This is a genomic window from Rhizobium sp. BK538, assembly GCF_014197575.1.
Lineage (GTDB): Bacteria > Pseudomonadota > Alphaproteobacteria > Rhizobiales > Rhizobiaceae > Rhizobium.
In genome coordinates this window covers 151,574-176,063 of record NZ_JACIFT010000008.1, presented here as the reverse complement: position 1 = coordinate 176,063, position 24,490 = coordinate 151,574, and the positions used below count along the sequence as shown (strand labels likewise).

30 protein-coding genes and 2 pseudogenes are annotated in these 24,490 nt (G+C 60.5%); 16 read left to right on the top strand and 16 right to left on the bottom strand.

The window, feature by feature from the left end:
- Positions 1-379 precede the first annotated feature (379 nt).
- Entirely contained in the window at positions 380-811 is a 432-nt protein-coding gene (locus FHX09_RS12195) for a MucR family transcriptional regulator (protein ID WP_007801148.1), read from the top strand.
- A 402-nt stretch (positions 812-1,213) separates the two neighbouring features.
- Positions 1,214-1,726: a DUF6456 domain-containing protein gene (locus FHX09_RS12190; RefSeq protein ID WP_132592086.1), complete on the top strand. Its 513-nt coding sequence runs from the start codon at positions 1,214-1,216 to the stop codon at positions 1,724-1,726.
- A 16-nt stretch (positions 1,727-1,742) separates the two neighbouring features.
- On the opposite strand, the gene FHX09_RS12185 is transcribed toward FHX09_RS12190, so the two are convergent.
- Together FHX09_RS12185 and FHX09_RS12180 are read right to left on the bottom strand one after the other, a co-directional pair.
- On the bottom strand, positions 1,743-2,165 hold the full coding sequence (locus FHX09_RS12185; protein ID WP_132592084.1) for a SufE family protein: 423 nt from the start codon (positions 2,163-2,165) through the stop codon (positions 1,743-1,745).
- Positions 2,166-2,368: 203 nt separating this feature from the next.
- A complete protein-coding gene (locus tag FHX09_RS12180; protein ID WP_132592082.1) occupies positions 2,369-2,857 on the bottom strand; it encodes a DUF5330 domain-containing protein in 489 nt (162 codons plus the stop codon).
- A 462-nt stretch (positions 2,858-3,319) separates the two neighbouring features.
- Here FHX09_RS12180 and FHX09_RS12175 point away from each other — a divergent pair, with 462 nt between their 5' ends.
- From FHX09_RS12175 to FHX09_RS12160, 4 genes are all read left to right on the top strand, one after another.
- Positions 3,320-4,852 (top strand): HAMP domain-containing sensor histidine kinase, encoded by a 1,533-nt coding sequence (locus FHX09_RS12175; RefSeq protein WP_132592080.1) that lies wholly within the window; start codon positions 3,320-3,322, stop codon positions 4,850-4,852.
- The gene (locus tag FHX09_RS12170) at positions 4,824-5,756 is read left to right on the top strand and encodes a peptidoglycan-binding domain-containing protein (RefSeq protein ID WP_132592078.1); all 933 of its coding nucleotides are present in this window, start codon (positions 4,824-4,826) and stop codon (positions 5,754-5,756) included. Before FHX09_RS12175 ends, FHX09_RS12170 begins: the two co-directional genes overlap by 29 nt.
- A 76-nt stretch (positions 5,757-5,832) precedes the next feature.
- Positions 5,833-6,297: a hypothetical protein gene (locus tag FHX09_RS12165; protein ID WP_184450028.1), complete on the top strand. Its 465-nt coding sequence runs from the start codon at positions 5,833-5,835 to the stop codon at positions 6,295-6,297.
- Positions 6,294-6,650 (top strand): DUF1491 family protein, encoded by a 357-nt coding sequence (locus tag FHX09_RS12160; protein ID WP_007801167.1) that lies wholly within the window; start codon positions 6,294-6,296, stop codon positions 6,648-6,650. The genes FHX09_RS12165 and FHX09_RS12160 overlap by 4 nt, the downstream gene beginning before the upstream one ends.
- Before the next feature lie 6 nt (positions 6,651-6,656).
- Here FHX09_RS12160 and FHX09_RS12155 read toward each other — a convergent pair whose 3' ends face one another.
- Positions 6,657-7,673: a DUF2336 domain-containing protein gene (locus FHX09_RS12155; RefSeq protein ID WP_183721336.1), complete on the bottom strand. Its 1,017-nt coding sequence runs from the start codon at positions 7,671-7,673 to the stop codon at positions 6,657-6,659.
- A gap of 180 nt (positions 7,674-7,853) precedes the next feature.
- Positions 7,854-8,060 (bottom strand): hypothetical protein, encoded by a 207-nt coding sequence (locus FHX09_RS12150; protein WP_132592072.1) that lies wholly within the window; start codon positions 8,058-8,060, stop codon positions 7,854-7,856.
- Between the two features lie 521 nt (positions 8,061-8,581).
- Between FHX09_RS12150 and FHX09_RS12145 the strand changes: the two genes are divergently transcribed.
- On the top strand, positions 8,582-8,749 hold the full coding sequence (locus FHX09_RS12145; RefSeq protein ID WP_007801173.1) for a hypothetical protein: 168 nt from the start codon (positions 8,582-8,584) through the stop codon (positions 8,747-8,749).
- A gap of 10 nt (positions 8,750-8,759) precedes the next feature.
- On the opposite strand, the gene FHX09_RS12140 is transcribed toward FHX09_RS12145, so the two are convergent.
- The 7 genes and pseudogenes from FHX09_RS12140 to FHX09_RS12110 all read right to left on the bottom strand — a co-directional run bounded on the left by FHX09_RS12140 (position 8,760) and on the right by FHX09_RS12110 (position 15,808).
- Entirely contained in the window at positions 8,760-9,314 is a 555-nt protein-coding gene (locus FHX09_RS12140) for a hypothetical protein (protein ID WP_007801174.1), read from the bottom strand.
- Entirely contained in the window at positions 9,307-9,894 is a 588-nt protein-coding gene (locus FHX09_RS12135) for a DUF1214 domain-containing protein (RefSeq protein ID WP_132592070.1), read from the bottom strand. Before FHX09_RS12135 ends, FHX09_RS12140 begins: the two co-directional genes overlap by 8 nt.
- A 276-nt stretch (positions 9,895-10,170) precedes the next feature.
- Positions 10,171-10,537 (bottom strand): annotated as a pseudogene (locus FHX09_RS12130) (VOC family protein).
- Between the two features lie 269 nt (positions 10,538-10,806).
- Positions 10,807-11,022 (bottom strand): dodecin, encoded by a 216-nt coding sequence (locus FHX09_RS12125; RefSeq protein WP_132592068.1) that lies wholly within the window; start codon positions 11,020-11,022, stop codon positions 10,807-10,809.
- Positions 11,023-11,084: 62 nt separating this feature from the next.
- Entirely contained in the window at positions 11,085-11,357 is a 273-nt protein-coding gene (locus FHX09_RS12120; protein ID WP_132592066.1) for an antibiotic biosynthesis monooxygenase, read from the bottom strand.
- A 189-nt stretch (positions 11,358-11,546) separates the two neighbouring features.
- Positions 11,547-13,232, bottom strand: a complete 1,686-nt coding sequence (locus FHX09_RS12115; protein ID WP_132592064.1) for an arylsulfatase — start codon at positions 13,230-13,232, stop codon at positions 11,547-11,549.
- Between the two features lie 440 nt (positions 13,233-13,672).
- A complete protein-coding gene (locus FHX09_RS12110; RefSeq protein ID WP_007801179.1) occupies positions 13,673-15,808 on the bottom strand; it encodes a transglycosylase domain-containing protein in 2,136 nt (711 codons plus the stop codon).
- Positions 15,809-15,991: 183 nt separating this feature from the next.
- Between FHX09_RS12110 and FHX09_RS12105 the strand changes: the two genes are divergently transcribed.
- The gene (locus FHX09_RS12105) at positions 15,992-16,480 is read left to right on the top strand and encodes a YcgN family cysteine cluster protein (protein WP_165933141.1); all 489 of its coding nucleotides are present in this window, start codon (positions 15,992-15,994) and stop codon (positions 16,478-16,480) included.
- Positions 16,481-16,487: 7 nt separating this feature from the next.
- Here the strand turns inward: FHX09_RS12105 and FHX09_RS12100 are convergent, their stop codons facing one another.
- Positions 16,488-17,042 carry a TetR family transcriptional regulator gene (locus tag FHX09_RS12100; protein WP_184450026.1) on the bottom strand — a complete coding sequence of 185 codons (555 nt, stop codon included), beginning with the start codon at positions 17,040-17,042 and terminating at the stop codon, positions 16,488-16,490.
- A gap of 105 nt (positions 17,043-17,147) precedes the next feature.
- Here FHX09_RS12100 and FHX09_RS12095 point away from each other — a divergent pair, with 105 nt between their 5' ends.
- Entirely contained in the window at positions 17,148-18,062 is a 915-nt protein-coding gene (locus FHX09_RS12095; RefSeq protein WP_007801189.1) for an SDR family oxidoreductase, read from the top strand.
- A 6-nt stretch (positions 18,063-18,068) separates the two neighbouring features.
- Here the strand turns inward: FHX09_RS12095 and FHX09_RS12090 are convergent, their stop codons facing one another.
- Positions 18,069-18,413, bottom strand: coding sequence for an MmcQ/YjbR family DNA-binding protein (locus FHX09_RS12090; protein ID WP_007801191.1), 345 nt, complete (start codon positions 18,411-18,413; stop codon positions 18,069-18,071).
- A gap of 510 nt (positions 18,414-18,923) precedes the next feature.
- On the opposite strand from FHX09_RS12090, the pseudogene FHX09_RS12085 reads away from it, so the two are divergent.
- The 3 genes and pseudogenes from FHX09_RS12085 to FHX09_RS12075 all read left to right on the top strand — a co-directional run.
- Positions 18,924-19,223: pseudogene (locus FHX09_RS12085) on the top strand (DNA-packaging protein); the annotation flags it as partial.
- Positions 19,224-19,517: 294 nt separating this feature from the next.
- Positions 19,518-20,204, top strand: a complete 687-nt coding sequence (locus tag FHX09_RS12080; RefSeq protein WP_132592056.1) for a hypothetical protein — start codon at positions 19,518-19,520, stop codon at positions 20,202-20,204.
- A 19-nt stretch (positions 20,205-20,223) separates the two neighbouring features.
- Positions 20,224-20,532: a Dabb family protein gene (locus FHX09_RS12075; RefSeq protein WP_007801197.1), complete on the top strand. Its 309-nt coding sequence runs from the start codon at positions 20,224-20,226 to the stop codon at positions 20,530-20,532.
- A gap of 27 nt (positions 20,533-20,559) precedes the next feature.
- Here FHX09_RS12075 and FHX09_RS12070 read toward each other — a convergent pair whose 3' ends face one another.
- Positions 20,560-20,742: a hypothetical protein gene (locus tag FHX09_RS12070; RefSeq protein ID WP_245505505.1), complete on the bottom strand. Its 183-nt coding sequence runs from the start codon at positions 20,740-20,742 to the stop codon at positions 20,560-20,562.
- 248 nt (positions 20,743-20,990) lie between these two features.
- On the opposite strand from FHX09_RS12070, the gene FHX09_RS30320 reads away from it, so the two are divergent.
- Positions 20,991-21,125, top strand: coding sequence for a hypothetical protein (locus tag FHX09_RS30320; protein WP_281040978.1), 135 nt, complete (start codon positions 20,991-20,993; stop codon positions 21,123-21,125).
- A gap of 12 nt (positions 21,126-21,137) precedes the next feature.
- Here the strand turns inward: FHX09_RS30320 and FHX09_RS12060 are convergent, their stop codons facing one another.
- Both FHX09_RS12060 and FHX09_RS12055 read right to left on the bottom strand, forming a co-directional pair.
- On the bottom strand, positions 21,138-21,530 hold the full coding sequence (locus FHX09_RS12060; RefSeq protein ID WP_007801203.1) for a GFA family protein: 393 nt from the start codon (positions 21,528-21,530) through the stop codon (positions 21,138-21,140).
- A gap of 105 nt (positions 21,531-21,635) precedes the next feature.
- On the bottom strand, positions 21,636-22,850 hold the full coding sequence (locus FHX09_RS12055) for an MFS transporter (RefSeq protein ID WP_132592054.1): 1,215 nt from the start codon (positions 22,848-22,850) through the stop codon (positions 21,636-21,638).
- Between the two features lie 241 nt (positions 22,851-23,091).
- Between FHX09_RS12055 and FHX09_RS12050 the strand changes: the two genes are divergently transcribed.
- From FHX09_RS12050 to FHX09_RS12040, 3 genes are all read left to right on the top strand, one after another.
- A complete protein-coding gene (locus FHX09_RS12050) occupies positions 23,092-23,736 on the top strand; it encodes an HAD family hydrolase (protein ID WP_184450025.1) in 645 nt (214 codons plus the stop codon).
- A 29-nt stretch (positions 23,737-23,765) separates the two neighbouring features.
- Positions 23,766-23,990, top strand: a complete 225-nt coding sequence (locus FHX09_RS12045; RefSeq protein WP_132592050.1) for a hypothetical protein — start codon at positions 23,766-23,768, stop codon at positions 23,988-23,990.
- Positions 23,991-24,195: 205 nt separating this feature from the next.
- Positions 24,196-24,444, top strand: a complete 249-nt coding sequence (locus FHX09_RS12040) for a hypothetical protein (RefSeq protein ID WP_007801209.1) — start codon at positions 24,196-24,198, stop codon at positions 24,442-24,444.
- Positions 24,445-24,490 lie beyond the last annotated feature (46 nt).

Below are 24,490 nucleotides of genomic sequence, written 5' to 3'. Positions count from 1 at the left end.
TTAGTGTATGGGTTCACGATGAACAATTCTTGCGAAGAGGCATTTTTCGGTAGATATATACGAAATAATAATTGGCGTTTTCGCAAAACGGTGATATTTGATGATCTAAGTAGAGTTCTGATATTGAATTAGAATCACGTTGCTTATTTCCTCGTTGGCTTTGCATTTCAGTGTTTAATTGAGGAAGTCGACTGCGTGATAGCGTACTAGTTTGAAATCAGGCAGTATAAGAACGGGTTTCGGCCTCAGGAATCTAGGGGTGGATTTCAGTTTTTCGAAACAGGTAGCCGTAGCCTGAGTTTTTTGCTGTTGCTCTACGATAACGGTCTTGTCTTAAGGGGTCGAGACCTTTGGAGCATTGAAACAGGAGAAACGTAATATGACGGATACTGCAGCCGGTAGCGGGCCGGAATTGCTGGTGGAGCTTACCGCAGATATTGTCGCCGCCTATGTCAGCAACCACGTTGTGCCAGTTGGTGATCTCGCCAACCTGATCTCGGACGTGCATTCGGCACTCAGCAACACGTCGACGCCGCAGACTGCAACAGCGGTCGTCGAGAAGCAGAAGCCGGCTGTGTCGGTGCGCAAATCCGTCCAGGATGAGCAGATTACCTGCCTGGAATGCGGTGGCAACTTCAAGTCGCTGAAGCGTCATTTGATGACCCATCACAGCCTTTCGCCCGAAGAATACCGCGAGAAATGGGAACTCCCTGTCGACTACCCGATGGTAGCGCCGGCCTATGCTGAAGCGCGTTCGCGCCTCGCAAAAGAAATGGGGCTTGGCCAGCGTCGCAAGCGCGGACGCGTCTGATTGTTGCCAAGGATTTAATCCTGTAGAGCCGGGCGGAAGCCCGGCTTTTGTGTTTTTGGGGGGTGAACGCATGTGGCGTCGAGCGGACGGTCAATTCTGTGTTTCGATCGAACGGAGTGCTCGGGAATGAGTGATGTGAACAAGGCCATGGTGAAACTTCTGAGGTTCCTGGCGCGGCGAGGCGCGGGAACAGGCAGCCGAGGGTTCGGCCCGGTCGCTGCACCTCGGCGATGGCTCGCCTCACATCTTTTCTGAAACTCTGCTGGTCGAGGCTGCCTCTGCCGGGCTGGTCAGCCGGGCGGGCGGGTTTGCCTTTACCCCCCCGCGCGCTCCTATCTCAGGCGCGCCGCGTCACTCCGGGAGGAAGCCTTCATCGAACAGCACGGCGCAATCGGCCATGTCGTGGCTGGGCTGGACGGCGGACGGCAGTCGCTGCGGATCAACCGGGAGGAATCGCCACTTTCAAGCCTTGCGCGACTGAAGGAGAGTGTCGGGCCGTTTCTCCCGGAGGATGCGCTTGCCGCTGGGGAAAGGCTGTTTGCCGATTTCACGCGCGGCCAGCTACAGCTGCGGATCACCGCCTCTTGGGAGCCGCGTCATGCAAGCCGTGCTAGAGGAGCGCGCGGTGGCATGCCTGATCTCACCGACAGCGCCATCGCTGCGCGGGTCGCGGTCAATCGCGCGCTGGACGTAATGGGCCCCGAGCTTGCCGGCGTGGCGCTTGATGTCTGCTGCTTCATGAAGGGGCTGGAGACCGTGGAGCGTGAGCGCCAGTGGCCGGTGCGTTCCGCCAAGCTGATGTTGCGGACGGCGCTGATGGCGCTATCGCGGCGTTACAATCCACCCATGCCCGCGCGCCGGCGGCGCGTCGAACATTGGGGTGCGGAGGGCTATCGGCCCGAACTGTATTCGTGATGGGCAGGGTGGCCGCTCAGGCCACCGCGCGCACGCGCGCTTCCTCGCGGATGCGGTTGACCATCGAGCGCAGACCGTTGGCGCGCTGCGACGACAGGTGTTCGACGAGGCCGATCTTCGAAAATATGTCGAAGGCGTCGAGCACGGCGATCTCGGATGCCGTCTTGCCGGAATAGGTTGCGAGCACGATCGCCACCAGTCCGCGGACGATATGCGCGTCGGAATCGCCTTGGAAGGTCATGACGGGATTGTCCGGATCCCCCTCGGTATGCGTCACGAGCCAGACCTGGCTGGCGCAGCCCATCACTTTGTTGGCCGACGTCTTCTTGTCGTCGGGAAGGTCCGGAAGCGCCTTTCCGAGCTCGATCACATAGCGATAGCGATCTTCCCAATCGTCGAGGAAGGAAAAGTCATCGAGGATCTGCGTCAGGGACGTCATGTATTGTGGCCTTTCGTTCTCATGATTTCATATAGGTGAAACGCGGCCAGATTTGAACCATTAAAAAGAAATGCCGCGAAGGATGGGCATCCCCGCGGCGCAGCAGAAGCTGAAAATAAACAGGGCAGGCACGTCAGGCACGGGACTTTCCGCGTCATGCGGACGCCGGTGCAAGCTTGGTTGCGGGAAATCCCGCGGAATTCTCAGGTGGCGGGGCGCGGCGTTGGCAGGGGAATGGTGCCCGTCGTCACGGTGTCGGCGATGGCTTCGTCGCCGTCGTCAACCGGTGGGCGATAGGGCATCGGCTGGTTCAGCGCTGCCGTCCGTTCCTGCACCTGCGCTTCCGTATGGGACGGCGCAAGGGCTGCGACAGGAGCGATCGGCGCATTCGTTGCGCCAACGGGCTTGGCGGCGTTGACGTCGCCAAAGCGGCTGTCCAGGAGTTCGTAGGCGACACGGGCGCCTTCGCGGGCCCGGTGGCCGAGCGCCGCCATGGTCTCGGCACCCTTGACGCAGACCTCCGGCTTTTCGCCGCACATGCCGGTCACATAGTCATAGGCGCCTGTCGCCGCGACAAAGGCGTCGGAAAACTGCAATTTCGGTTGCGAACTGGTCGGGCCTTCGCCGCTGAAGAACGACAAGAGCACGAGCACAAGCCCGAACCAGAATGATCCTTTGATCAGAAACCACATCGTCGTTGCCCATCCTGTTTTTCCCGTGCGGTCTTGCTGCCGAATCGGTCCGGTCTTCCGGTGTGCTTCGACCTTAGAGCAGAGTTGCGAATACCAGTTTTCGAAACTCGTCGGCATTTGCGGCAAATTTAGCTCGAATTTTAATGAACGGAATTCGCACCACATTTCAGTCAAATTGTAGTGACCGTCGTTAAGCATGTGACGGGCCACCTCCTGTAATTGCAGGCAAACCTTGCGGCGAAGCTGCCACAAAGGTTAACAGCCGCCCGAAATGTAAGCGAAATCCGTCGCTTACCGCCCGTTAACCGTAAAAATCAAAGCCGCTTCCAGATGCCCAAAAACGGGACATTTCGCTCTTTTTGGGTGTGGAGGCGGCTTTTCCCTTATCCTTTCCTTAAGCGCCGAAGGCCTATTGTCCGCCTTGGTAAAGAGCCTTTTTCGGGCGGGTATTGCGTGCGTGTAATGAGTAAGATCGCAGAGCGGGCGGCAGCCTTCGTGGACCGGGCAGTGGAATGCTGGCTCTCCGGGACTGGAGGGGGTACAGCCGTGCGCCAGCGCGAACTGATGATCCTGCGCCGGCTGGCGCTGCTGTCGTCGGCGGCTCTCGTTGCAGCCCCCATTGGGCTCTCCTTGGTCACCAGTCCCGCCATCGCGCTGCCTGTGGGTGTCGCGACTGTTTGCGCGGCCTTCCTGTTCTCTGCTGTGGGTAGCATTGCCCTTTCGCGCCAGAGCACGGCAACGGCTGCGGTTGCCACGCCTGTTGCCGAAGACTTCTTCATGGAGGCTACTGCCGGTCTCGCCTTCTTTCTCGACCCGCTGGGCAACGTCACCGCCGTTGGCGGCCGCGACAAGCGGGAGTATCTCGCCTGGATGCGTGATCCGACCGGCAAGGGCTTTGTCGATCAGATACACGTCTCCGACCGGATTCTCTTCCTGCAGGCACTCGACCAGCTTCGCCAGGGTGAGGCGACTGCCGCCGTCGACCTGCGGCTGGAACGCCCTTCGGTCTCCCGCGACAACAGGCAGTTTGCCTACCTGCGCATGGACATGACAGCGCGGCAGGACAGCGACGGCGTCCTCTTCAATGTGATCGCCCAGCTACGCGATGTCTCGCTGGAGCAGCAGTTGCGGCAGGAAGCGCAGAGCCGTGCCGCCGACGCCCGCTCGGCCAACGACGCAAAGTCGCGGTTCCTCGCTGCCGTCAGCCACGAACTGCGCACGCCACTCAATGCCATCCTCGGCTTCTCCGACATCCTGCTCGGTGAGTATTTCGGTAAGTTCGAGAATGAACGTCAGCGGGAATATGTCGGCCTTGTCAGGGAGTCCGGCGCGCACCTGCTCTCGGTCGTCAACACCATGCTCGACATGAGCAAGATAGAAGCCGGGCGCTACGAGCTCTGCCTCGAACCCTTCGACATCGCCGCCGTCGTCCGCTCCTGCGAGGCGATGTTGGCGCTGCAGGCGAAAACCAAGGGTGTAACGCTGACGAGCCGCATTCAGCGCGGTCTCGACGAGGTCGTTGCGGATCAGCGCGCAATCCAGCAGATCCTTATCAATCTGGTCGGCAATGCCGTGAAGTTCACGGATGCGGGCGGCGCGATCTCGATCGATGCTTCGATGCGCGACGGCGTTCTGAACCTGTGCGTCAGCGATACCGGCATCGGCATTCCGGCCGACAAGCTGGAAATGCTCGGTCAACCTTTTGTCCAGATCCAGAACGACTATAGCCGCCGATTCGAAGGCACGGGTCTTGGTCTGTCTTTGGTGAAGGGCCTGGTGGCGCTGCATGGCGGCGACTTCGCAATCGCCAGCACGCCGGGCACCGGCACAATCATTACGATTTCCATTGCAGCGGATGGCTCTGGCATTCCGGCTGCGGGTACTGCCCGCAACGATCTTGTCGAGTTCCCGCCGCGACTGAAGGCAGCGCCGGCGTTCGTCGGCGTTTTGGAAGAGGGGCTTTTCGATGGCCGCGAGCAAGCGAAAATCGCCTAAGGGAAGAAGGGGTCGGCAGAAGAGGCCGAGCCTGCTTCTCACCGGCGCAACCGTCGTCGGCGGATTGGGGCTGCAGGGCGCAAGCGCGCTCGGCGGCGTGATCGGCCGCAACCCGTCGGTCGCCGGCGGCACCGCGGCCTTCCTTGTCATCTTCAGCTTCGTTGCCGCCAACGCGCTCTGGTATCAGCCGGGCGCGCATCCGCACCCGTTCTTGCGCACGCGCGACGCGCTTTTCCCGAACGTACTTGGCGGCCGCCCGGCCACCGAGGAGCACAGCGGCAACGTCACGACCTTCAAAATCGAACGGCAGGACGAGGCCGACGCCACGCAAACGAATGCGACGCCACCGGCCGCACCCGGTGGTCAGCGGCCGAGCCAGATTGTCATGGACATCCAGACCGAGCTGGTGCGGCGCGGCCTCTATAACGGCACGCCGGATGGAGTGATCGGTCCGCGCACCAGTGCGGCGATCCTCTTCTTCGAAGAGACGGTGGGCATGCCGCAAACAGGCGAGGCGACGCCCGATGTGCTGGCAGCGCTCAGGACGGACTCAATCGGCCCCTCGGCCGTACCGCTGGAAAAACCGCCCGAGGATGTGACCTCGAAGGCATCCGCCGAGGATCCGGTCGCGGCCGCCATCCGCAGCGCCGAAAAGACCGTCAAGACCGCGCCGACACCGGTAAAGAAAGCCGCACCGTCCGCGGAGTTGTCGACCGTTGATCTCGTCCTGAAGATCCAGAAGGGTCTCAGCAACATGGCCTACGCCAACGTCGGGGTCGACGGCGTGCCGGGCGAACAGACCCGCACCGCCATCCGTCATTTCCAGAAGCACTACAACCTTCCCGAGAACGGCGAGCCCAGCGAGGCCGTTCTGAAGAAGCTCAAGGAAATCGGCGCGCTCTGAAGGTTGCCGCAATGGCGACACAATTATAACGCGAATATCAGGCGGTGAACAACGTCAGTCGCCTGGAGCGGTTCAGGTGCATATTGCTGTTTATCTTCAAGCGCTTGTCGTCGCCCTTTGTTCACAGGACTCCGTTTCAACGGAAGATATGAGAGCTGTTGAGATCAAAGTGCGTTACGCTGTGGTCCTCGACGGTGCCGAACCGTTCTCCGCCGAAGTCACCTGCCAAACGGATCGCGAGTGCGACCTGGTCGACAAATGGCATCCCGGTATCAAGGTGGCGATTTTTCGCGCGCATCGCGGTGGGGATAGCCGGCTCAAGGCGTACTGTTCTCCACGCGATTGCGTGCTCCCCGGAGAAGCCGAAGATCAATTTGAGACGGGGCGACAGACTGTTGAGGTTCGAGTTGTCGGAAGGTCGCGACCCAGGGAATTTGGCAGTCCTTCTCCCAAGAAGGGCGATGGGGCGGGTCTTCCCGTCGATTCACCGGGCAGCCGCAATATTGCCGCCGCCGGTTTGTCTGCTATAGCTCGCCGATGAGATTGCGCACCGACATCTTCGTTTCCGCCCTGCTGCGTCGGGTTTTCGCCAAGGGTGACTTTGCCGCCGTTGAGGCGAAAGGCGCCGACGAGGCGGGCGCCGTTTTCATCCGCCAGCATTTCCGCGATGGTCTGGAGACGCTCTACGGCCCTGCGCCGCAAAGCCTGTTCGACGGGGAGACGAGCGGCGAGCGCCTGTTCGAGCGGCGTCTGACGCGGGAAGAGCCTGTCAAGGTCAGGGAACTGCTTGAGCGTGAACGGAAGTTTGACCCTGACCTCTGGATTGTCGAGCTGGAAGCCGATGATCTCGGCGGTATCGTTCCGCTTGCCAATGAGCGCGAAAACCCGCTGTAGGCAGGATCAGCGCGTGCGGCCGATGATGCGCCGGTCTCGCGCGGGCGGCACCTCGTGGGCAGAGTGAACTGTCTCGGTTTCCTCGGGCAGATAGGTGTAATTGTCCGCGCGGCGCCAGGCTTCGACGCGGGCATTGCACTCTTCCGGATCGAGCCCGTCCAGGACCATCCATGCGCGCGTAACGCCGTGCTGCGGTTCCGCGAGGTGAGGATAGAGCTTTTCGAGCACGAAGACGGCGTCGAGGAAATCCATGCCTACACTGATCAGAGTGGTTGCCAGCTGCTGCCCGGAGATATCGAGCATGATCCGCTCGGCAAGCCAGCGGCTTGCGGAAAGCCCGTCGGCAAGTGCCTTCGCAAAGAGTGCGGCCTCGCGGTTGCGGGCGAAGCGAACGAGAAGGGCGGCCTGGATCGGCGACAGGTTGCGCAGCCCAAGGCGATCGGCTTCCGGACAGCTGACATGCCGCGCCAGTTCCCGGATCCTGTTGCGCATTTCCTCTTCGTTGGTGCGGCGTGCGGCAGCTTCGACCTCCTCGAGGGAAGTGGAAGCCGGTGGTTCTGGCGACACCGTATTGGGCGCCTCGACGTCGACCGGCGCCGCCAGCCGCTGCTCGGCCTGGCGCAGCCCGACCAGAGCGTCGATGACCCGCGGCGAGAGGGCATTCCGGCTGACGATCGCCTTCATGTGCGCGCTACCCTGTGTGCGCGCGATCGTGACCAGGGTTTCATCGTCGATCGCCGGCGAAGAGGTGAGGAAGGGTGCCGCAATGTCGATCGGCTGGCATCCGACGAAGAGCGCCACCGCCGCCGGAATCTGTGCGCATTGGGAAAGGGCAGCGACAGCCTGCCGCCGCGCTTCATCGGAGGATGCCTGGAACAGCGGCGTGAAGAGTTCGGCGAATTGGCGCAGCTCGGAGCGGGTCGGCGGTTGCAATCCCTCGAAGCTGCTGACAGTCGCCATGAGAACCACGTCCTTCTTCCGGCTGGCGGATGGGGCCTCTAGGTCTCGGAACCGGTCACGCACAAGAACACACCCTGGAAACGCAAAAAAAGGGATGCCGCGGGACTGGACGCGGAGGGACGCCCCTACCCCACTTAGGTTATGAACAAATCCTACATGGGCAGGGTTAATGCTTGCTAAAGACTTTATTCGGTTTGTGCCGAAAGGACCCACCGCCCGACGACCGCGGAATTGCGTCCGAGACTAAAGCCCCTTGTGTTCGCGCAATGCCGCCAAAAGCCTTTCGGCGTTATTGTTTCCACATTGGTAGAGGTCGAGGGCCGCGGAAGCTGCCAGTTGCGCCTTGGGGCTCTTGATGTCGATCCGCTTTTCCGCACACCAGGCATCGAGCGCATGGCGAAGCACATCAAGGTCCTCGGGGGAGAATGTCGAACCGATAAACAAAGACATTTCAGCCCCTCCCTTGTCCGCGGTGAACGGAACGGCGTCAGCCGGCCGACCTCTAACCCTAGCCAATTATACAACCATACCGGTATTACTAAAGACCGCAATTGATATTTTTGTGACAGGAATCGATCGCATCGGGGTATGATTGGCCTCGCCGACACAACCTCCATTAAGTATATGAATTAATGCTAATATCATTGCGACGTTGTGGACTGAATCTTCTTGTGAGACGTTTGAAACCAAAAGACGATGCCGCGCGTTTATAGGGTGTCGTAGAAGAAGCTAATGTTCACGCATGAAATTAACGATCTGTTAACCGTCATATGTCTCAATTCGGATATGAACACGGCGGTCGAGTGCTTCGGTCGTCCGGTTTCACATCACGGTATTTCGAACAGGTGCCGTGAGAAAGGCGCGGATGCCTCGGAGCCCGGTATCAGGCTCTAAAGGACGCGCTGGCTCGCACAGGCGGGCAGGGTGAGATTGCGCAGTTCATCCGTCTCGGGCCGTGCATGGAGACGAGAATGGCAATAGTCGTCGCTTTGGCGGACCGTCTGTCTCAGACGCGACGCCGCAAAGGCAAAAAACCAGTCGAAGCGCAGATCCTGCTTTTCACCGGCGTGCGTTACGAGCGCCTGACGGAAAGCGCGAAGCGTTCATCGGGACATCGCGTTTCGCGAGCCAAGAAATAGATAGAGTGGTTCAATTCGAGGAGCCGGCATACTCGTCGCAGCCGGCCTCCGCGAGGAAGTTTCGTGCGGCCGCGTCAAAGCTCGCCTGGGGCGCCAATGTCCTCAGCACCGCATAGCCCTGCGACCGCGTGCTTTCCACGAGAATGGTCTTCTGCAGATCCGGCGGCAAAGCCTTGCGAAGTTCCGTCAGCTGGATCGGCGTTCCAATCAGAATATCCAGCGCACCGCCGACCGACGTCCTGTCATTCATGCTGAAGACTTCGTTCGAGGCCTCGTCGTAGAGCGCGGTCGACCAGAACGGCACATTGCCCTTTGCAGTCAGGCGGACCGGATTTTCCTCGATGTCGAACGCGCAGACCGCGGTGCGAACAAAAGGATCGTCGTTGGAAAGCCCTGCCGCGTCATCGGTGGCCCCAAGCAGGTAGAACTTGTCAAGATCGCCCTCGGACGCGACACGCGTCGCGGCATCCCTGCCGGTAAAGTGCGGCAACGACAGGATGATCACGAGATGCAGCAGCGCCGCCCCGAAAAGTCCCGCAAGGATGGCAAAGAGGATCCTAAGCATTCCCGCATCCGGTTTTCTGCAGCTTCGGCATCGCAAGGTCGATAACGCCGGAGCTGCCTGCCGTCGGGGTATCGAACAGGGTCAGGACGAGCTGGAAGGTGCCGGCCGCCGGCAGCGCCAGCCAGTTTCCCGGCCGCGCCTGCGCGGAAATGTCGATCGAGAAGCTGCTGTCGACCCGCCGCAGTACCGTCCAGGAATTCATCGCGCCGGGAAGCCCCGGCCGCAGCGAGGCCGGGTTGCCGCTGTTGTCCGCGGTAAACAGCGTCCAGATGCGGGCAGGCGGCGTCTGTCCCGTGATGCGATAGTTGCAGGTGGCATTCAGCCGGTCGCCCGCATCATCGACCTTGGCGGTGAACATCAGGCCTTCGGCGTTTCCGTAGAGCAGGCGTCCGGCCCGCGCCCTGTGCGATTTCGCATAAGGGTCGGCACTTTCCGTTTGCAGTTCGGGGAAGGCTTCCCAGGCGCCGAGCTTGATCGCGCCGAAGCCGGCCGTCGCATTGAGCGCGTAGAGCGAAATCATGATCCCGCCGCCAAAGGCGATAATCAGAGTCATCGCGATGAAGAGAGGAAACCGAAACACTATGCGCCCTTGAGAAACAAATCAGTTGAAAGGGTTACCACTGATTCTAGTTGGGCGGAATGGTGCAGGCGATTACGGGTAGCATATACCGGCCGGAACGGGCAACAGAATCTCTCCGCAGATTTCTGCGACAAGCGCCTTCCGAGTGTCTGAATTCATCCGCCGTGGGGCCAAGTTACGACCATGACTTAGCTCCGAGATAAGAACATAACCGCTTGCGGACATTCCGGCCGTTTTCGGCGGCTCAAAGCGGTCATTTTTGCTTTGCGAGGTAGTCTAGCTCGTTCCCTTATCCCTGAAAGCTCGGCTGGATATCGAGATCGAGTTTTCGCAAGGGTCCTTAGCATTGGCAAACTTATAAACCCTCAGCGATGTGGATCGGGCCAAAGGTTAGGCCGTCTCGTGCGCATTGCAGGCAGAACGCTTCTACGTCCTCAATGTCGAAAACCAACTTAACAATAGATTGGCCGCGTCGCTGACCCCTTGCAGCAGGATGGAGCATGATTATTCCGCCTCCATTGGGCGAAACTAGCTCCACAATGCGATCACCGGGCTCCCTGTTTGCCTTAAAGCCAAAAAATCTTTCGTAGAATCGAGCCGTTACCTCCACGTTGCTTGCGTAAATGATCAATCGGTTGAACATCGTCATTCAACGTCCATCAGTTTTTCGTAATTGTACGTGATATCAACGTTGCGCTGCATGGCAAACAGATTACCTCCACTTCAAGATTAGACCACCTGAACCAGTCATTTCAGAGTCCAGCCAGAGCTTCTGGCAACCGGCAGCGCAGCGCGAAGATCGCCAGGATCGTCGCGCGCATGCCAGCCCCAAACTTGGGCGTGTATCGATCTTCTACCGGTTTGTATGTCGGTGGCTCACCGAAAGAGTTGGAACTGACCGTCTCCAGCTTTTCATGGCGAGTCGTCGATTCGAAATCCGACCTTCATCACGACCTGATAGTGCGCTACTGCGCCATTCTTGATATGACCTCGGATTTGATCGACTTCGAACCATTCGAGATTTCGCATCGTCTTCGAGGCTCGCGCGATGGCGGTCTCGATCGCCTCGGTGACCGACACCTTCGAACTCCCAATGAGTTCCACCTTTTTATAAACGTGATCGCTCATCCTATCCTCCTATTCGGTGCAGGCTATGGTTTGCTTCCTGGTATTTCTCGCCACCCTCGTGACTAAGGACGATAAGGTCCCGGCGGATTTGCAACGAAGTCTAGATCATAACGTACGACTTCATTCGAGCGAGTCTCGATAATACTCAGCTTTGCGGGGAGCCGCCGAACGTCGGCCTGCATAGTGATCATGTGCGGCGTGCGTCGATGGGATGCGTGTGTCTCGGCATCGCGAAAGCCTTCGATCAGAACTACCACGTCCTCGTCATCCTTATACCGATGATACTCGAAGAATACGCAGCCCAGCTCATTGCGCGTGGCTGCTGCTTGGCTCATCGCCTGTCATGGCGCTGACCGCTGTGAAGCACCTTCGCCGGAATACGGGCGCCGGCCGGTCCTGCGCGGGTGGATTAGCACAGCCCCGGTCTTCCGCTCGTGACAGAAGCGAACGCGTCCATCGTTTTAAGCTTCTCCAACACAGACGGTAGCCCGATTCGGGCTACCCGTCGTCTTGAGCGGGCTCGACTAATTGCCCGGCTTGTTTTTGATCGCTGCCTCGATCTGCCTCTTCACGGCGTCCAGGTTGAAGGAGGCCGGATCCTGCATCGGCGGATAGTCAATCGCCGTGAGGGCCAGCTTCCCGACCTCCTGCTGAACGCTGACGAACCGCCAGAACTCGCGCGCAAAGAAGTCGTTCATGTAGCCTCCACCGAGATCATTGAGGCTTTCCTGGCCAATCGATGGCGTCCGCTCGAATGGATCCTGACGGATATTGACCATCGTGGGCATGTCCGTCGTTACCTTTCCGCCGGGCCAGCCCTGCGGCTGTTGGAAGAACTGGAACTTGAAGTTATCGATGCGGACTGCCCCCAAAGAAGGGCCGCCGAAGTAGAAAAATTCATGCCGTGCGGATGGTGATTTGCCCAGCAGCAAGTCCAACTGATTGTAGCCATCAAGATGGTTCTTGTAGGTCTTGTCGCCAACCTTTGCGCCCTTGAGCAACTGGTCGGTGATGTCTGGATTGCCAGCCGCCGCTGCAAGCGTCGGGAACCAATCAAGAGCCGAGAAAATGCCGTTCTCGACCGTTCCCGGCTTGACCTTGCCCGACCAGCGGATGATGGCCGGTGCGCGGAAGCCTCCCTCCATCACTGTGCCCTTGGTGCCCTTGAATGGCGTCATGCCACCGTCGGGCCACGTAAACACTTCCGCCCCATTGTCGGTCGTGAAAATGACGATGGTGTTGTCGGTTTCGCCTGCATCTTCGACGCATTTCATGAGAGCACCAACGCTGTCATCAAGCTGCGCCACGCCCGCTTCCTCAAGGCCATAGTTGGTGTCGCTGTTCATGAGGGCTTGGTATTTGGGCGACAGAAAAGTCCAGACGTGCATGCGCGTCGTATTGTGCCAGACGAAAAACGGTTTCCCGTCGGTCTTGGCTTTGTCCATGAAGTCGCACGAGGCCTTGACCAGCACTTCGTCGAACGTGCCCATGTCGTACTTGGCCTTGGGTGTGACGTCGTGCATGTTCGGTACGTTGGACATGTCGGGATACGGTGCGAGCGGCCCCTCGTCCACGATCCGCTGCTTGCCGACCTTGCCCCAACGGGGCTGCTCGCTTGTGTCGTCCGTGTCCGTTGCAAAGCTGTGGACCAAATTGCGCGGACCAAACTTATCTCGGTACGATTGGTCATTCGGGAACGAATACCAATAGGGGTCTGACATCGCATCGAGGTGATAGAGGTAGCCAAAGAATTCATCGAAGCCATGCAGGGTCGGCAGATACTTGTTCAAATCGCCAAGATGGTTCTTGCCGAACTGGCCAGTGGCGTATCCCTCTGCCTTCAACACGGCGGCCAGGGTTGCCGCCTTATCAGGCATGCCGACATCGGCGCCCGCCTGACCGACGGTCGTCAGACCGGTGCGCAACGGAATCTCTCCGGTGATGAAGCTCGCCCGGCCTGCTGTGCAACTCGCCTCCGCATAGTAGTCGGTGAACATCATGCCCTCGGACGCCAGCCTGTCGAGGTTCGGCGTCTTCCCGGACATGATGCCCCGGTGATAGGCACCGATGTTGAACCAACCAACATCGTCACCCATGATGACAAGGATGTTGGGTTTTGACTGAGGCTGCTGCGCGACGGCCGGTGCACCCAGTGTGGTCGCGCAGGCGGAAGCCAGCAGACCAAAGCAAAGGCTTCTCGTACTACTCATGATTGATACCCTCCGTTCACTCGAACTAATCGCGATTGTCTTCTCACAGCATAAGGGTACCCACCTCATGTCTGCGACGATCTGAGTTTGCGAAACTGCGCGGCACGGCGCCGCCACAGCGGGATATGCTGAGTTATGTGAATGTAGCTTTGATTACTCGCCATAGGGTGACGAGAGGCGTACCCGCCATCGAAGCGTCAATGGCTAGCGATAAAATGCTCGCTCTGGCGTCTGCCTTAATGTTGGCAGCCGTCCTAGACGCGAATATCGCACATCTTTACTTTCACCGCCAGATTGAAAGGCGTTGTCGCGCCGCCCGAGTGATCGGAGCTTACTACGTGGGACTTTCACGATAGTGCCGAGGCCACCCTAGGCCGCGGGCGCAAAGTTGTCGTCCGGGGTCGTCCGGGTAGCGACTAAGTTGATGCCACTTGACGGTCCTAGTCGGCGCTTGCCACCTTCTGCGCGGCAAGTGGCGGGGCTGCCTTCAGCGCCTGTCCAAGGTCCTTGAGAATGCGTGTGGACTCGACCGAGAGCATCCGCGGGCGAACGAGGGGAGGCGGGCTGCCTTCCTCCGGCTTGGCGGTAACGGTCTTCACCGTCTTGTCGGGCGGCAGCGGCTGCGTGCCGGGGATCTGGCGGAGCGTGATGCCCTGGTGGGCGTAGTCCATGGCGCGCTTGAAGGTCATGGCCGGCAGCGAGCCGCCGGTCATCTTGTTGGTCGAGGTGTAGTCGTCGTTGCCGAACCAGACGGCGGCAGTGTAGTTGCCGGTGTAGCCGATGAACCAGGCGTCGCGATAGGCTTGCGTCGTGCCCGTCTTGCCGGCCGTCAGGATGTTGTTGTCGAGGGCTGCCTTGCGCGCAGTGCCGACATAGGGAACGCGCGACAGCATCTGGTTCATGTAGGTATCGGCCTTCTCGGAGAGCACCCGTTTGGCGGGCGGCTCGTCACGGTCGAAGTCGTAGAGGACGTCGCCGCCGTAATCGAGGACCTGCGTGATACCGTGACGGCGCGACTGGTAGCCGCCCGCTGGGAAGACGGCATAGGCGGTTGCCTGGTCGAGCACGGTCACTTCAGAGGTGCCGATCGGGATCGTCACGTCGTCGCGCACCGGTGATTCGACGCCGAGATTCTTCGCCATGGCGCGGATCGGCTGGATGCCGAGCTTCTCCTTGGCAAGCCGCACCGGGATGGTGTTGATCGACTGGGCAATGGCGGTCGCGATGGTGACACGGCCGGCATATTTGTTGGCGTAGTTATGCGGGCTCCAGTTGCCCCAGTAGATCGGCGCATCGACGACGATGGTGTCGGGTGTCATGCCGTTCTCCATCGCCACCGAATAAGTGTAGACCTTGAAGGACGAGCCAGGCTGGCGCAGCGCCCTCGTGGCGCGGTTGAACTGGCTTTCACCGTAGTCCCTGCCACCGACCATTGCCCGCACCGCACCGCCGTTTTCGATCACGACCATCGCGCCTTGCTTGGCGTGATAGCTTTCGCCATATTCGCGTAGCGACGTTTCGACGGAATCTTCGGCGGCACTCTGCAGCCCCATGTCGATCGTGGTCCGGACGACGAGCGAATGCTGATGGAAGCGCGGTGACAGCCGCATCACCTCATCAAAGGCCCAATCGAGGAAGAAATCGGGCGATCCCACCTGGTTGCGGTCGACAACCGTGGCCGGATTGCGCCGGGCGGCGATCACCTGTCCCTCGGTCATCAGGCCGCTCTGCACGAGATTGGTCAGCACCTCATTGGCGCGACCGCGCGCCGCCGGCAGGTTGACGTGCGGCGCATACTTCGCCGGCGCCTTGAACAGGCCGGCCAGCATGGCAGACTCGGCCAGATTGACGTCGGTGATGCTCTTGCCGAAATAGAACTGTGCCGCTGCAGCAGCACCAAAGGTGCCGCCGCCCATATAAGCACGGTCGAGGTAGGTGGAGAGAATTTCCTTCTTGGAGAGGTTGGCTTCGAGCCACAAGGCCAGGAAGGCTTCCGTAATCTTTCGGTCGATCGAGCGTTCGTTGGAGAGGAACAGGTTCTTGGCGAGCTGCTGCGTCAGCGTCGAGCCGCCCTGGACGACTTCGCCGGCCTGGGCGTTGGTGACCACCGCGCGGAAGAGGCCGATGACGTCGATGCCGAAGTGGTCGAAGAAACGCCGGTCCTCGGTTGCCAGCACCGATTTGATCAGGGCGTCAGGCAGTTCATCGATCGGCACGGAATTCTGGTGGATGACGCCGCGATGGCCGATGACGTTGCCGTAGCGATCAAGGAATGTGACGGCGTAGTCGCCGCGATTGCGCCAATCTTCCTTGGTAGCCTCGAAGGCAGGCTGGGCAAGGGTCAGCATCAGGACGGCGCCGACGACGCCGAGCGTCAGGCCTTCGCCGCCAAATTCGAAGACGATGCGCTTCCAACCGCGGACGCGGAAGCGGCGAAAGAAGATGGTGATGTCTTCCCAGATTTCGGCCGAGCGAAAACCGGCGTTCCAGATGGTCGAATCGATCCACGAGTCGATCTTCAGCAGCAGGTGGCGTTGCTTGCGCGGCCGTTTTTCTGGATTGTCCGGATCCGTCACGTCTTATATTCCCGCCCGATCAGTTCGACGCCGGACGAACCTGACGCCGGACTATGGTAAATCTGCCGACAGTGCCCCGGAGTAACCGGAGCTTGGTGAATCATTGGTTGATTTGCCTGACAAGGACAAGAGAAATGGAAGCTCTCACGCGATTTTGCGCGGAGCTGTTGCAAGAACGGAATGATGGAACAAACACCCTTCTGGAAGACGAAGACGCTCGCCGAGATGACGACGACGGAATGGGAGAGCGTATGCGACGGCTGCGGCCTCTGTTGTCTCAACAAGCTCGAGGAGTGGGATAGCGGCGACATCTACTTCACGTCGATCCGCTGCAAGCTGCTCGACGATGAGAGCTGTCGCTGTTCCTCCTACGAGAATCGCCGGGATTTTGTGCCCGACTGCGTCCAGCTCACCAAGGAAAACGTCGACGAGATCGCCTGGCTGCCGCCGACCTGCGGCTACCGGCTGATCAACGAGGGGCGCGACCTCTACTGGTGGCATCCGCTGGTGTCAGGCGATCCCGAGACGGTGCATGCGGCTGGCATTTCGGCGCGCGGCCGGACGATCAACGAGACCGAAGTCGATGTCGACGACTTCGAGGATTACGTGGTGGATTGGCCGCTGACGGTCGGCGACGAGGCGCAGGCGCAAGAGCCGGAGACGGCCAAGTAGTGTCGGCCTAGGCGACTGACCTAAGAAACTGCGTGAGCTCGCCCCGCACATAGTCTTCGATCGAGCCCTGCGGCTCGAAACCCCACCAGAGCAGGCAGCCCTGCCACTGCGAGAGCATCAGCCGCCCGAGGGGCGTTCTGCCTTGGACGTGAAGGCACCGGTCGAGCGCTGCGGCCAGTGTCTTGCCCCAGGCAGCCCCACGAGCGCGCAAGGCCGGATCGCGCAGATCCTCCCTCAACAGCAGCAGGCCCTCCGCATAGGAGGCGGCATCGCAGCCGTAGTCCTTCGAAAGGCCAGCGAGCAGGTCAATGGCGCCCGCGGGCGTCGTCGGAACGGACCGGATCAGCCGGGCCGTTTCCATGTCCAGCCGGTCCCAAGCGCGCAGCAGGCAGGCCCGCAGCATCGCCGCCTTGGTGCCGAACCGCTGCACGAGCGTCGAGCCTGAAAGACCGCTGATCTTCGCCACCGCGCCGAAGCTTGCCGCATCCGGGCCTTCCGCATGGATGAGCCCCAGCACCATGTCGAGAAGCTGTTCGTCCGAAAGCGTGCGGGGGCGCGGCATGAAATTTCCTCTTGCGTTCGCAATGAATATGAACGAACGTTCGTTTATATTCAAGTGGAGCAATCAGAACCGACCCAGGCCGGTTCCAGCATGGAGGAGAAGCTAATGACAGCAGCCCTTTCGGGAAAGATTGCCCTTGTTGCCGGCGGCACACGCGGCGCCGGTCGCGGCATTGCGGTGGAGCTCGGCGCTGCCGGCGCCACGGTCTACGTTACCGGCCGCACGACGCGGGCGGAGCAATCGGAATACGGCCGCCCTGAGACGATCGAGGAGACCGCCGAGATGGTCACGGCAGCTGGCGGCGAGGGGATCGCCGTTCGTGTCGATCATACGGTGCCTGGCGAGGTCGAGGCGTTGGTCGGCCGGATCCGCCGCGAGCAAGGCCGGCTCGACATCCTGGTCAACGATATCTGGGGCGGCGAGCATCTGACGGAATGGAACAAGCCGGTCTGGGAGCATTCGCTGGAGAAGGGGCTGCACATGCTACGGCTGGCGATTGATACCCACCTGATCACCGCGCATTATGCGCTGGCGCTGATGATCGAGCGTCCCGGCGGGCTGCTCGTCGAACTGACCGATGGCACCGCCGAGTACAACGCCACCCACTACCGCCTTTGCCCCTACTATGACCTCGTCAAGACGGGCGTCATCCGCATGACCTGGGCGCATGCAAAGGATCTTGCGCCGCATGGCGCGACCGCCGTTGCGCTGACACCTGGCTGGATGCGCTCGGAAATGATGCTCGATAACTACAGCGTGCGGGAGGAGAACTGGCGCGATGCGACGGCGGTGCAGCCGCACTTCGTCATCTCCGAGACGCCGCGCTTCACCGGCCGGGCGGTCGCCGCACTCGCCGCCGATCCCGGGCGCGCCCGCTGGAACGGCCAGTCGCTGTCGAGCGGCGGGCTCGCCAAGGTCTACGGCTTCGACGACGTGGACGGCTCGCGGCCGGATTGCTGGCGCTACATGGACGAGGTGATGGACGCGGGCAAGACCGCCGACGCCACCGGTTATCGCTAGATCGAACTAGCCGGACGGGATGATAACAAACTGTCTTTGCAGCGTTTTTGGCGCGGCGTTCTGCCATGCCTTGCGCACGAGATCCTGCACCAGTTCGTCGGTCGCCTTGCCGTAGAAGAGCCGGGTCGAGCCGCGCAGTCCCCAACCGCCCGGCACCGCGGCCGTATCATGAGGCGCCACCGCCAGCGTCATGTGCTGCTGGTCGGGTGTCAGGCGGACGACGCAGTAGTCCTGATCCGGCATCGTTAGGAATATCTTGCTGCGCACGCGAAAATCGCGCGTGCCGTGGTGCGCGCTCTCGACCGCCTCCGGCAGGCTGAGCGCAAAGGAAATGAGCTCTTCCTGGTTCATGGCGATAAAATTAGCACATGCTGATGGGCGCGGACCAATCAGAAAAACTCAAGCAGCAGCGGGTGTCGGAAAATCTTCACAAAATAGGAAAATAATCCTTTGTGACGTGACACGGCAAAGCTCGCGCGGGCCGACCTGAAGGCTGGGACAGATGCCATATCGCTGATCGTGCGCACGCTGAAGAAAGCCGATCAGTTGCAGCGACAGATCGCGCGCGATCGCGAGCTGGCCGCGGAAGAGAACGATGCTGCGATGGGACTTGAAGATGCGAAGAACCGGTTTCTTGAGCGCATCGACGAGCTGGCGGAACATCGGACGCGGCAGCTCCTTGTCGAATGGAACCTTACGGGCCCTCCCGGTCAGGGTGGCACCGTTGCCGCCGCCGCCCCGGTGCCGCTGCTGAAGGGATTGATTGCCGATGCCGGCACGCGGCTGACGCGGATCAGCACGCTCGCCAATGCCAGCAATCTGGCGTCTGGCTTCATCGATGCACTGGCCAATCGCTACGGCGTGGCCGAGATCAACCAGGGTGGCGACATGGTGGCATCGATGCTGAAGAGCATCGACGAGAGCCTGCCGGCCTCGACCGCGCGCGCGACGCGCGGTAAATATCTCAGGGCCGAACCGGTCGCGGCACTCACGAGCAGGGGGCGTGTCGCCCATGCCGGGAGCTTTGTCGCGCTCGAGGACCAGATGTGCGACTTCGGCCCGGACGGGCTTTCATTCGGCCGTTCGCCCGACCGGCTGGATGCGCTGGTCTGGGCGTTGACGGCACTAATGCTGGAGGGACATCGAGAACCCCGGGTGAGGGTGTCTGAAGGACTAGCGTTGAGGTTGCGGTTGTGCCGGACGCGGCGGCTGCTGCTCCGGGCGAACCTGACGCCACTCGTTTTCGAGCTGGTCGACGACATGCTGGGGAATGGTCGGCTGATTGCTATTGGCCGGCTGCTGCATGCTCTCCTCCGAGTGCTGGATTTAACGGTGAGTTAATCACTGGCACGGCTTAAACTACGTGTAAATCAGGCGCTTAAACACTTTAAACGATTGAATTAATTTTAATCGATTGAGGCGCAGAGCGCCGTACCACTTTTTGAGGTTGACATCATGGTTATCCACATCGACAGGCCCTTCTTCTTCGACACGGTGCGCGACGCACTGTTCAAGGGGACGCTTAATCAGCCGCAGGTGGAGGGCATGACGGCAATTCTCGATTTTTGGGAGGCGCGGATGGCGGAGGCCGATCCGCGCTGGCTCGCCTACATCATGGCGACCGCCTATCACGAGACGGCCTATACGATGCAGCCGGTACGCGAGACGCTGGCGACGACCGATGCCCGGGCGATCGAGATCTTGGAGTATGCCTATGCGGGCGGCAAGCTCTCCTGGGTGAAGACGCCCTACTGGCGGCCGGACGAGGACGGCAAGTGCTGGCTTGGCCGCGGGCTGGTGCAGCTCACCCACAAGCGCAACTACGAGGCCATGAGCCTGTTGACCGGCATTGATCTGGTGGCCGAGCCCGACCGCGCGATGGAGATGGAGGCGGCCGTTTCGATCCTGATCGAGGGCATGGTGCAGGGCTCCTTTGCCAATCACAAGCTCGCCGACCACCTGAACGAGACGACCGACGACTGGGTCAATGCGCGCCGCATCGTCAACGGCACGGATCGGGCGGAGACGCTGGCCGGCTACGGCAAGACCTTCCTTGCGGCCATCCGCCGCGAACAGTCGGCAGGCCCGCTTGCGCGGTTGAAGGCCTGGCTCCTGCGTGCTATCGCGCGGGTCTTCGGCTAGATCCTCATAGGAGTTCCGCGTGATCCGCCACATCGTCTTCTTTACAGCGCCTGCGGACCAACTGGAAAAGGTGCGCGCCGGCCTGTCGATCCTGACGGCGATCCCGCACGCCCGCCTGCTGGAGATTGGCACCAACATCAAGACCGACCAGCTCGGCACCGAGGTCGATTTGGTGGTCTACGGCGAATTCGACGACGAGGCGGCGCTTGCCGCCTACAAGGCGCATCCCGATTATCAGCGTTCCATCGACCTCGTGCGCCCGATCCGCGAAATGCGGACGGCGGCGGATTACGAGAGCGATGCGGCGGTAAAGCAGCCGCTGGGGTGAAGTTGACTTTCCAGCGCGGGTGATCGATCAGCCGTGATACTTTGCGACCGACACTTGAAGCTGCGTTCCGCCGGGAAGGAGCTTGTTCAACCGTGCAAACGTGGCTGCCCTCAATTCCTGTTTGGAGTGATAGCGGCCTGCCAGCGGATGCGTTCCCATGACGGTCCAGTCAACGTCTTCTGAAGCCAATGAATTGTTGACGGCGATCATGCACGTCTGACCGGGATAGCGAACTTCTCGGCATGGTCGGCGAGGACGGTATCCGCGGCTGCAGACGGCTCGGAAGCTCCCTTGCGTCCTGATCAGCGAGATCATCAGCAACGACTATTTGACCTCGATGGAGGCCAGTGAGGAGCATCTGTTCGCTCTTGAAATCTGGATCGACGCCGGGCGACGAAAGCAGGTGCAGCTGGTGGCTGTGCGTCTCCATGCGCTGCTGCAGGATGCGGCGATCGATCTTGGCTCGCATCACCTCGTCAGCCTGTTGCATTCTGAGGACACAGAGCCGCCGCGAACCGAAGACGAAGCTTTATGTCGCCGAGTTGCGCTTCCGGGCCGTGATGGAGCCGGTTGTCGCTGCAATCTCGCAGTAGTGGCTTCGCGATCTACTCTTCGAAGCGGCTGGTGGCGTCCCGATCGCGCTCGTAGTGTCTCGACAGCGGAAAGGGTGGCAGCCAGGACTCGCGGCGGACGGTCCAGAGTTCGTAGGTTGGTTTCAACTGGTTGGGAGCGTCGAGCGATCCGAGGTTCACTTCGACTTCATCTGCGGAGCGTCCGAAAGCCGGGGAGCCGCAGCGGGGACAGAAGAACCGCCCTTCATAGTCACGTGTTTCGCCTTCGACCGTCACCGCATCCTGAGGAAAGATCGCGGATGCGTGAAAAAGCGCCCCGTGATGCTTGCGGCAGTCGAGGCAATGACAAATGCCGACCCGATAGGGACGCCCAGATGCCACAAGTCGGACGTTGCCGCAGCGGCAACCGCCAGTGAACCGGTCCATGTTGCTTCTCCTCCAAGATCAAACGGCGGACTGTTTACACCGAAGATAGGAAGACGACTTCAAATTTCTCGCCCATTGCCGAACGCGCAGCAGCGTTCATCTCGCTCAAGTCTGCGCGCATAGCCTGGTTGCCGCCTTGACCTGTGCAGCGAGCATAAGCACGAAGCCGAGCGACACGACCGCGAGCGCGGCGCATGTCGCGATCGCGGTTCCGGCGCCGGCGCGATCGCGGATCGCCGTGAAGACGACGGGCGCGATGGCGTTGGCGAGGTTTTGCGGCAGCGACAGGCGGGCGGATTGCAATCCGAATTCGCGCGGCGAGAAGAGGGCGAGTGGCAGCAGTGCGCGGGCGACGGTCATGACACCGGAGCCGACGCCATAGAGCAGGATGAAACTGATCAGCAGCGGCGTCGAGGGCGGTATCACCAGCATCATCAGGAAGCTTGATACCATCAGGGTCGCGCCCATCGCGGCGCTGAGGATCGGATTGCCGTGGCGGCCGAGGAGCATATCCACGAAGCGGGCGGAAATGCCGATCACGCCACGAGCCGAACCGAGCTGCAATGCCAGCGCCGGTGAGGCGCCGGACTGCCGGAGTATTTCGAGCAGCGATGGCGATACGCCGAAGGTGACGAAGGTCGAGATCGTCGTAGCCGCAGCAATCAGCAAGAAGGCCTTGCGTTGTCCCGAGGGGGAGAGCGGTACCGGCGCTTCCTGCGCGGTGGTGCCATCCGCAGCAAAGGCTATAGGCTTCGGCAGGGCGAAAAGATGCAGTGGCAGGCAAACGAAAAACTGTAGCGCCGCGCAGACCAGAAACGTCATGCGCCAGCCGACGGTAGCGTTGAGCAGGCTGAGGATCGGCCAGAAGATTGCACTCGAAAGGCCGGTGAACAGCATGAGGATGGCGATCACCCGTTTGCTGTCAGGTCCGGCGCGCTCGACGACGGCGGTATAGGCCGGGGCGGAAAGACCGAAGGCACCGCCGGTGCCGATGGCAATCCAGGCAAGCACATAGAGAATGATGCCCTGAGCGGTAGCTAACAGCAGCAGGCCGATCGTGAAGGTGATCGAAGCGACGGCGAGCACCCGTGCGGCTCCATGTCGGTTCAGCATACGACCGGTCGTAGGCCCGGACAGGGCGCTGACGATCATCATGATGCTCAGCCCCGCGAAGATCACCTCGTTCGGCAATCCGAGATCGGGCGCGACGACGCGGCCCATGACGCCGAGCATGTCGAAGCTGGTGCCCCAGCCGATCAGCTGTGTGACGGCAAGGACGGCAACCGTCTGCGCTGAGCGCAGGGCGATGGATCGAGACATGGGCGGGCTTTGGGGCGAATGGGACAGGGGCGAGGGAGGTCGTAGCAGCTTCGCCGACAGGTTGAAAGTGACAAGTGGATGACCCCAACGGGCGCCGACGGGGCCTGTTATCTCGGCCGGAGCTGTCGCTCAAGAGTTTGATCGCCGGTCGCAGCGTCGAGCACAATCGGCCATAGTGGGTTACATGTTGGCTCTATAGGCGTAGGTTACTTGGGTTGCGACTCAGCAAGACAGGCGGACGGTGAAAATCTTCTTCGATGTCGACGGCGTGCTGATCGATGGATGGCACGCTAATCCGGAACTGCGCAAGCCTTGGGATATGACAATCGAAGAAGATCTGGGTGTGGATCGCGATGCGTTCCAACAGCTCTTTTTCGGAACGCCGGGTGATCGCTTCCAGAGCCGGATGTTTGCATGCGTGACTGGACAAAGCGATTTGAAGGCAGCTCTCGCCGAAGTGCTTCCGCAGGTCGGCTATGCAGGCAGCGTGAACTCCTTCGTGCAGTACTGGTTTGAAAAAGATTCAAATCTCAATGCATCGGTTATCGGGCTTGTGTCCGAGCTGCGCCAGGCAGGCGATATAAAGCTGTATCTGGCAACCGGCCAGGAACATTACCGGGCACGATATCTGTGGAACAACCTTGGCCTTTCCTGGCTTTTCGACGGCATTTTCTACAGCGCCGAGATCGGGCATCCCAAAAAGGATGTCCGCTTCTTCGAGGCCATCAACGCCGCGCTAGGGATCTCCGGCGATGAGCGCCCGCTGTTTTTCGACGATCAGCCCGAGATTGTAGCGCTGGCGGCGCAGGCCGGATGGGATGGCAGGGCCTTTTCCTGTGAGCGGGACATCCGACAGCATCCGCGTCTGCGCGGACGGTGGCCCTAGGTGGCAACGCACCGGAGCAAAGCTCCTATTTGGAACTGCAGGACGGCGCCTTCGAGCTCCTTTTTTCATGTCGAAAGGATGAGGAGGTGGCAGAGGCCAGCATTGATGGCGGCATCGCCGGCTGTGCGGCGGTCGTCGCGTCAATGTTGCATTTTGCGGGTATCGATCTTGCTGCGGCCGACAAAAGCCAGTTGGTGGACGAGATCGTGAATATAGCCGGTGCGCTTGGCGGTCTGCTGGCCGTCTATGGGTGAGTGACCGCCAAGGCGGCTATCAAATCCGTCGGTTGAAGCCGGTGCGGCGAGCGGGCACTCTCGTTCGCTGCGCTGCATTTTCGAACACGCGTGGCGCGAATTCAAAATTGTTCTAAGCATCAGGGATTACAAGGCATTCATTTGCCATTCAGGTCGCTTGAGTACATAGTCTGGGCCAAGTTAGTATCCATTGAAAGCATTGCACATGGCCTCTCCCTTGAGCGTCGCAGCGCTAGCCGCCGGGCTGGCGATAACGTCGCCCTCACCGGATAATCCGCGTACCCTGACCGTGCGCGTTGCAGGCGATTGCAGCGAGGCCGCGCGTGAGGTTGTGGAAAAAACGGGAGGCCAGCTCCTTTCCGTCCAGCCTTTGGGCGATAGCTGCATCATTACCGTTCTCGTCCAGGGCAACGGCCAGCGCCCGCGCAAGGTAACCGTCAAGGTTCCGATGTAGGCAGAATCGGCCTATCTAGACGCCGAAGAGATCAAGCGGAGTAAAG